The sequence below is a fragment of the Empedobacter sp. UBA5924 genome, from assembly GCF_002431085.1.
Taxonomy (GTDB): Bacteria; Bacteroidota; Bacteroidia; order Flavobacteriales; family Weeksellaceae; genus Empedobacter; species Empedobacter falsenii_B.
The window spans coordinates 33603-41179 of sequence record NZ_DJDM01000004.1 but is presented as its reverse complement, the minus strand read 5'-3'; the positions used below and the strand labels follow the sequence as shown (position 1 = coordinate 41179).

Genomic DNA, 7577 nt, shown 5'->3' with positions numbered 1-7577 from the left:
TTACTGCTCTTACTGTGGTTCAGTACATTACTAAAACATACTTTAATCGAAATATTAATAAGCTAAAAACTCAAATTATTTAAAATGCACAACGGGTTTATAGTTAATTGTTTTTCAAATTAACGTATAAATTTTTAATAAAAAATCTTCATTTCATAGATAACTTTAAACAACTTGATATCTCTAATAAAAATTAGAATATAAAACCTCGCTATGTGTTTTAAGCGAAGTTTTATATTTTACACAATAAGGTATACAATATAGTTTTGTTTGTATATTTGTTATTACTTTGTAAAAAATAATGTTAGCGGTAACCAATTACAAAATGAACAAAGAAACCAAAAAATTAGATTTAGAAAACTTTAGAGTATACTATCAAATCCAATATGAACGAATAGACCACCTTGAATCTAGACGAGAGAATTTCTGCAATTTTGTATTAACAATTAGTTCTGGAATATTAGCCTTAGCTATTACAAATACACAAAATTTCAATTGGATATTATCTTTAGGAATGCTCTTATTCATTGTATTAATAAATTTAATAGCAATAGAGTTTACTAAAAGTACAATGCCATATATTAAAATGCACCAAAAACGTGCAAAAGATGCTATTATAAAGTACGATCCATTTCTTCATGAACTAAACTCAGATATAGTAAAGCCTGATCCGAAAATCAAAGTTTTCAAAAAAGAGTATCCATTTAAAAGACATAATATTTACCAGCTTTTACACTATGCTATAATTTTCTTTTTCTGCTTACTCACAATATATCTTTCTCTAAAAAATCTTTAGAACGATAGAAGTTATTTTAAAATAGTTATTGCTACTGCTAATAACTAAGCTTTCGTCTTGCCCGGAGGGCATGAGAGTATTGAAATCACTGAACACAAATAACAAATAAAAGTAGTGAAGTAAAGCCTGTTGAACGGAATCGGAGGTTTACATTGGAAACTGTTGCGCAAATCTAATTTTAGGTAAAAAAACACAAAATAGTAATTAAAAAATAATCTGAAAGAATATATCAAAATTGTTTCAGATTATTTTTTATACTAAGGTTTTCGCCCTGTAATTAATCTGTATAATAAAGCTATGATAGCAAGCACAAGTAATATGTGAATAAATTGACCTACTGCTTGGCCGAATCCGAAATAACCTATAGCCCACAAAATAAGTAATACTACAGCAATAATTGAAATTAGATTTCTCATAAATTTTGATTTTAATTAAACATTTACTTTTTATAGTTTAAATTGTTTAGGAATTTTTGTTCATATGAAATTGCACTAGTTCTATAGCATTGGAAACAGCATCGCTAAGTGCGACTATAAAATCACCTTTTTCTGCTTTGTTTATTGTATGTTCTATCGCTTCAATTTCATTCGGAATTATTTCATAAGGAAAATCCTCTTGAACTTCATGAATACCTTTTACAAGCAATTGTATAATTTCTTCCTCTGTTCGTCCCCTTAAGTGTCTTTCTTGTCGAATAATAATATAATCAAACATCTCCGCTGCTATTTTTCCACACTTTTGTATGTCTTCGTCTCTTCTATCCCCTACACCTGAAATAATTCCAATTTTTTTATTTGCTTCCACTTTAGACAAATAATCTTTTATAGCTGTGTATCCTGCAGGGTTATGTGCGAAATCGATTAATATTTTAAAATCTTTGAACTGAAAAATATTCATTCTACCAGGTGTTAAATCAGGGCTTGGAACAAAAGTATTCAACGCTTTCGTAATCTGGGGAACATGCAAACCTGATATATATGCTGCTAATACAGCAGCTAGAACATTTTGAATCATGAAAATAGCTTTTCCATTCATTGTTAACGGTATATCGCAAATATTCGCAACAACTATTCGTTCTTTTTTAGTCTGTATTACAATATTTTCTTGCGTATACAATGCGACTATATTTCCATTTTTAATAAGTTTTTGAACTTCTTTACTTTTTTCATCCAATGAAAAATACGCAATTTGACATGCTAATTTCTTTGAAATTTCCATTGAATAATAATCTTCAGTATTTAAAATTGCCCAACCGTCTTTTTTCACACTTTCAACAACAACAGATTTTACTCTAGCTAATTGCTCTAAAGAATCGATATCTTTTAATCCCAAATGATCTTCTGTAATATTGGTTATTATACCAATATCGCAAGCACTAAATCCAAGTCCTTCTCTCAGAATTCCACCTCTTGCAGTTTCTAAAACAGCAATATCTATTGTTGGATCATTCAATATTTTTTTTGCACTAATAGGACCTGTTGTATCCCCTTTCTCCATTAGCTGATTATTAATATAAATACCGTCGGATGTTGTATAACCTACATTTTTTTCAGTGTTTTTAAATATATGTGCAATTAAACGAGTGGTGGTTGTTTTACCATTGGTACCTGTAATTGCTATTATTGGAATAGTTGGTAATTTTTGAAAAGGGAATAGCATATCTAAAACGGGAGAAGCAACATTGCGCGAAATTCCTTTTGTTGGTTCTATATGCATTCTAAATCCGGGAGCTGCATTTACTTCTATTACCACTCCACCAGATGTATACAAAGATTCGGATAAATTGGATGCTATGATATCAATACCACATATATCCAAATTGATGACTTTAGCAATTTTCTCTGCTATAATAATATTATCAGGATGAAGGTCTTCAGTTGTATCAATAGATGTTCCTCCTGTACTGAGATTTGCTGTTGCTTTTAAATAAATTATTTCAGCACGTTTGGGTATAGATTGTAGATCGTAGTTTTTTGATTTTAATAATGAAATTGTATGATGGTCTATGCTAATTTTTGTTAAAACTTGTTCATGACCTTCTCCTCTTTTAGGGTTTTCATTTTCAATTTGAATTAATTCTTTTATCGTAAGTTTTCCATCTCCAATTATATGAGCAGGTATTCGTTTAGCCGCAGCAACTACTTTTTTATTGATGACCAATATTCTAAAATCATACCCTTTTACAAATTTTTCTACGATTATTTTTTGACTAAATTCTCGTGCATTCTGGAATGCTTTTTCAGCAGTTTCATATTCATTTATATTGGTGGTTACTCCTCTTCCGTGATTACAATTATATGGTTTAATAACAATTGGATAATTTATTTTATCTATTATTTTTTTTAAATCTTCTTCATTTTCGCCTATACCACCATCAGCGATAGGAATAAATGCATCCTTTAATAATTGTTTGGTTCGAAATTTATCACATGCAATCTCAACAGCCAGATAGTTGGTTTTATCTGTAATTGTTGCCTCTAATCTAGCTTGATTTTTACCATATCCCAATTGGATATAAGAATGATTATTTAATCGTGTCCATGGTATTTTTCGGTTTTCTGCTTCATTAATTATACTTTGTGTAGAAGGACCGAGTTTATTTGAATTCCATATTTTAGTCATATTTTTAATATCTTCTGAAATGGAATAAGATGAATTAGATATTAATGCTTCTGCAATTCTAACAGCTGCCTTTGCTGCATACATCCCTACTTCTTCATCTTGATATGCAAATACAACATTATAAGTTCCTGGAGTATTTGTTTCGCGAGTTCTACCAAAGCCAGTATTCATACCTGCTAGGGTTTGTATTTCTAATGCGATATGCTCAATTACATGCCCCATCCATGTTCCTTCTTTTACACGAGTAAAAAAACCACCAGCTACCCCTTCAGAACAACGATGCGAGTACATTGTAGGTAACCATGATTGTATACGTTCTGCAAATCCATCAATCTTATTCGTTGGAAATTGTTCTAAACGACCTAAATTCAATCGCATTTGGATTAGTTTTTCTCTTTTAATACTCCAAAAATTTGGTCCTTTTAAAATCGATATATTTTCTATTTTCATATGTGGTAAGTGTTATAATTATTCAATATATTTTTACAAGAACTAGACCTATTTAGGGATTTAACATTACTTTATTATTTTTTTAAGAACTAAAACTTGTTCAAGCCTATCAATATTTATTAAATTGAAAATGAATAAATTAATTAATATGAGTATAAAAGGAAAATTAATCATAGTTGGAGGAGGAATAAATACTGCTGAGAACATTCCTTCTCACTTACCGAAGGAAGAAGTACTCAATGATTTTTTTTATCAGAATGGAATTTTAAAAAAGATTATTGAGGAATCGAAATTAAAAGAGAATTCAAGAATTGAAATTATAACCACAGCTTCACAATCTCCTAAACTTGCTGCTGAATCTTATATAAAAGCTTTTAAACTATTAAGTGCAACAAACGTAGCACATTTAGATATTAATACACGTGTAGATGCTTTACATCCTGATTCGCTAGCACGTTTAGATGAAGCTAATGTTGTTTTATTTAGTGGCGGAGATCAATTGAGACTTACTTCAACTATCGGTGGAACTCCTTTTCAACAAAAGCTTCTTCAAAAATATTATCATGAAGATTTTATTTATGCTGGAACATCCGCAGGAGCTGCTGCCGCATCTTCTAGTATGATTTATCAAGGCACAAGTAATGATGCATTATTAAAAGGTGCGGTGGAAATGAACAGCGGGCTTGGGTTAATAGATTCCATTATTGTTGATACACATTTTATTCAACGTGGGAGAATTGGACGTTTATTCCAAGCTGTAACTGGTAATCCTATGAAAATAGGAATTGGACTTAGTGAAGACACTGGACTAATCATCAGCGATAACAATAACAAAATGACAGCAATTGGTTCTGGTTCTGTTATTTTGGTTGATGGAAGAGAAATTTTGGATACGAGTTTATCAAAGGTAGACATTGGATATCCAATTTCAATCAGCCATATTATTTCTCATGTGATGACTCGAAATGATATTTTTCATTTTGATGAAAATAAAATTATAATCAAAGATTCACAATATAATAATCAATAAGATGAAAATAATAATTCATGGTGGCTTTTTTTCTGAATCAAAACGAGATCCCGAAACAAAGTTTAAAAAGCAAAATGCTTTAATTAAAATTGTACAAAAAGGATATGATTATTTATCAACGCATACGGCAGCTCAAACAGCCGTGTATACCGTTAGTTTATTAGAAGACAATCCTTTATTTAATGCTGGATTAGGCTCTCAAATTCAGTCCGATGGAATTATCCGTATGAGTGCAGCACTAATGGATGGTAAAACACTCCGAATGTCAGGTGTCATTAATATCGAAAATATACAAAATCCGATACAAGTTGCTGAAAAGTTAATACCTTACGACGATCGAATTCTTGGTGATAAAGGCGCGATAGCATTTGCTCATAAAAATGGTTTCGCTAATTTTAATCCAGAAATAGAACAACGAAGAAAAGAATTTATAGAAAAACTGAATTCCAACCGTACAAGTACAGTGGGTTGTGTTTGTTTAGATGTAAACAAAAATATTGCTGTAGCTACATCTACTGGAGGAAAAGGTTTTGAAAGCCCTGGTCGTATTTCAGATTCTGCTACTGTTGCTGGTAATTATGCAAATCAATATTGCGGTGTAAGTATGACAGGTGTTGGAGAAGATATTGTAAGTGGTGCAATGGCTGCAAAAATTGTTACTCGTGTTACTGATGGAATGTCAATAAAAGACGCATTCCATAAAAGTTTCGAAGAATTAAAACAAATAGAAGGATTTGCTGGCGGAATTGGTATTGATTATTTAGGAAATATATTTCATCAAGATAGTCATCCAACTATGGTTTTTGCTTCTTTTGATGGAGTTGAATTAAANNTTTAATTCAACTCCATCAAAATTTTAAATACAATACTAATTCATAGTATCATTTAATATATCAAATAATTTAGCATGTATGTAAGTTAATATATCCGCTTTTTCTTTCGTTTTACTATTATTTTCTAATTTCCCCTCTACTTCTCCGCCTTCACTTAATATCACACCTTCTCTAGGATCAGCTTCACATTGATCACCATCAAATGCCTTTGAAGTATTAAATCCTTTTTCAAATGCTTTATCATATAACTCATTTAATAGGTTCTCAATTTCTTGATAATTGAAATTTATGTGTTCTTCTTTCATAACTTATTGATTTATAATTTAACTTAAATGTAATTTAAACAAGTTAATGGTATTTAATTTATGATTATGATCATATTTTTTTGAGTATAAATTGTTTAAAATAAAATATTTATGTTAAATAATATTGCTAATGAAACAAATTAAAGAAGCTTATATAGTATATTACACTTACATAACCTTTATACTCTATCCTAATTTGTGCTGAGCCGATTATGTGACCTGCAGGTTGTAATGAAACTTTAACACCATTTATAATTAGTTGTTCGCCATAACCGATACTTTAGCATTCGATATTTCGGCCAATTCTGGAATGTAAAATAGGTTTGGTGAAATGATGATAAAGGTATTTCTTCATTCCATTTCGAGCGTGATCTGAGTGACCGTGCGTAATGACTGCTAAATCCACCGGTCGCCACGGGTCTATATTAAAACTTCCCTGGAATGCAATAAATGTCTTTAGATGTGAATTTGAGCAGTATCAAATTAATTCAGTTTTTTTGAATTATTTTTTAAATGTTTAGCAACTAAAAATCCTACAGCTACTCCTAACGATGTCACGATAATTTTTTTGTTGGTTTTGGACAGAGCTGGAATCTCCATTTTTCCATAAACAGCATGAGGATCCGCAGAAGGTTGTAAAACATTGCCTTCATCATCTTTTCCTTTTTTTACCTTCATCATTAGCCTTAAAACACCTGTTGCCAAATTAGTAAAAGTTTCTGGAAAAGCACCATGTGCAATCTTAAGAATTAATGATGTGGCGTCTGGGAAAGTATCGTTTTTAGGCTTGTCTACTAAATTATAAATAACCTTTGCGGTATCTTTAGGGTCTGCTGCAAACGGAGGAATTTTAAAATCTAAACCCGAGAATTTAGCGGAATGCATATTTCCAGTAGATTGTTGCACTTGAGGATAAATATTGCAAATATGAATTTCAGGATACACGCTATATTCACTCTGTAAACCACTCATCATCCCTTTAATACCAGTTTTCGTTGCGGAATTTACCGAACTAAATGGAGCAGGCATATAACCTCCAATGGAAACATTATTAATTAAAATGCCTTGATTTTGTTCTTTAAAAACAGGTAAAATAAAGTACGCTCCGTGCATATACCCCATTAAATTGGTTTTGATTACTTGTTCATTTATGTCGATCGGAATTTCCTCAAATTTTCCACTTACCATAACACCTGCATTATTCACCCACACATCGATGCGTCCAAATTCTTTCAGAGCAAACTCAACTAAATCTTTCACTTCACTTGCATTAGACACATCGGTAGATTTATAAACCGCTTTTCCTCCCAAAGCATTGCATTCTGAAACTGCTTTTTCTAAACCTTCTACACCTCGTGCTGCCAAAACCAATTGATAGCCATTTTGAGCAAATAAGTGTGCTGTAGCTAAGCCAACACCACTTGAAGCACCAGTAATTACGGCTGTTTTAGTAATTAATCCAATAGCTGTATTTTTCATAATTTAAAATAGTAATATTAAACAAAAAAGTCTCAGAGTTCTGAGACTTCATAGTATTTTAA

At 31.1% G+C, this 7577-nt stretch carries 7 protein-coding genes and 1 pseudogene; 3 read left to right on the top strand and 5 right to left on the bottom strand.

Annotation, left to right across the window (positions count from 1 at the left end):
• Window positions 1-325: 325 nt before the first annotated feature.
• Window positions 326-796 carry a hypothetical protein gene (locus B3792_RS00930; RefSeq protein WP_291068619.1) on the top strand — a complete coding sequence of 157 codons (471 nt, stop codon included), beginning with the start codon at window positions 326-328 and terminating at the stop codon, window positions 794-796.
• Window positions 797-1053: 257 nt separating this feature from the next.
• Here B3792_RS00930 and B3792_RS00925 read toward each other — a convergent pair whose 3' ends face one another.
• A complete protein-coding gene (locus B3792_RS00925; protein ID WP_115000514.1) occupies window positions 1054-1212 on the bottom strand; it encodes a lmo0937 family membrane protein in 159 nt (52 codons plus the stop codon).
• Window positions 1213-1258: 46 nt separating this feature from the next.
• Window positions 1259-3868 carry a cyanophycin synthetase gene (gene cphA, locus B3792_RS00920; protein ID WP_291068617.1) on the bottom strand — a complete coding sequence of 870 codons (2610 nt, stop codon included), beginning with the start codon at window positions 3866-3868 and terminating at the stop codon, window positions 1259-1261.
• 130 nt (window positions 3869-3998) lie between these two features.
• Here cphA and B3792_RS00915 point away from each other — a divergent pair, with 130 nt between their 5' ends.
• Window positions 3999-4898: a cyanophycinase gene (locus tag B3792_RS00915; protein WP_312068474.1), complete on the top strand. Its 900-nt coding sequence runs from the start codon at window positions 3999-4001 to the stop codon at window positions 4896-4898.
• Window position 4899: 1 nt separating this feature from the next.
• Complete coding sequence (locus B3792_RS00910) at window positions 4900-5736, top strand: isoaspartyl peptidase/L-asparaginase (RefSeq protein ID WP_291068615.1); 837 nt, start codon at window positions 4900-4902, stop codon at window positions 5734-5736.
• Between the two features lie 30 nt (window positions 5737-5766).
• Here the strand turns inward: B3792_RS00910 and B3792_RS00905 are convergent, their stop codons facing one another.
• From B3792_RS00905 to B3792_RS00895, 3 genes and pseudogenes are all read right to left on the bottom strand, one after another.
• On the bottom strand, window positions 5767-6036 hold the full coding sequence (locus tag B3792_RS00905; protein WP_291068613.1) for a hypothetical protein: 270 nt from the start codon (window positions 6034-6036) through the stop codon (window positions 5767-5769).
• A 160-nt stretch (window positions 6037-6196) separates the two neighbouring features.
• Window positions 6197-6518 (bottom strand): annotated as a pseudogene (locus tag B3792_RS14100) (DNA ligase-associated DEXH box helicase); the annotation flags it as partial.
• A gap of 1 nt (window position 6519) precedes the next feature.
• Window positions 6520-7515, bottom strand: coding sequence for an SDR family NAD(P)-dependent oxidoreductase (locus B3792_RS00895; protein WP_291068611.1), 996 nt, complete (start codon window positions 7513-7515; stop codon window positions 6520-6522).
• Window positions 7516-7577: the final 62 nt, after the last annotated feature.

What these genes read in the sequence shown, in the direction of transcription:
- cphA (WP_291068617.1), bottom strand. Translation starts at nt 3,868, where the DNA reads ATGAAAATAGAAAATATATCGATTTTAAAAGGACCAAATTTTTGGAGT.
- B3792_RS00895 (WP_291068611.1), bottom strand. Translation starts at nt 7,515, where the DNA reads ATGAAAAATACAGCTATTGGATTAATTACTAAAACAGCCGTAATTACT.
- B3792_RS00905 (WP_291068613.1), bottom strand. Translation starts at nt 6,036, where the DNA reads ATGAAAGAAGAACACATAAATTTCAATTATCAAGAAATTGAGAACCTA.
- B3792_RS00930 (WP_291068619.1), top strand. Translation starts at nt 326, where the DNA reads ATGAACAAAGAAACCAAAAAATTAGATTTAGAAAACTTTAGAGTATAC.
- B3792_RS00925 (WP_115000514.1), bottom strand. Translation starts at nt 1,212, where the DNA reads ATGAGAAATCTAATTTCAATTATTGCTGTAGTATTACTTATTTTGTGG.
- B3792_RS00915 (WP_312068474.1), top strand. Translation starts at nt 3,999, where the DNA reads ATGAATAAATTAATTAATATGAGTATAAAAGGAAAATTAATCATAGTT.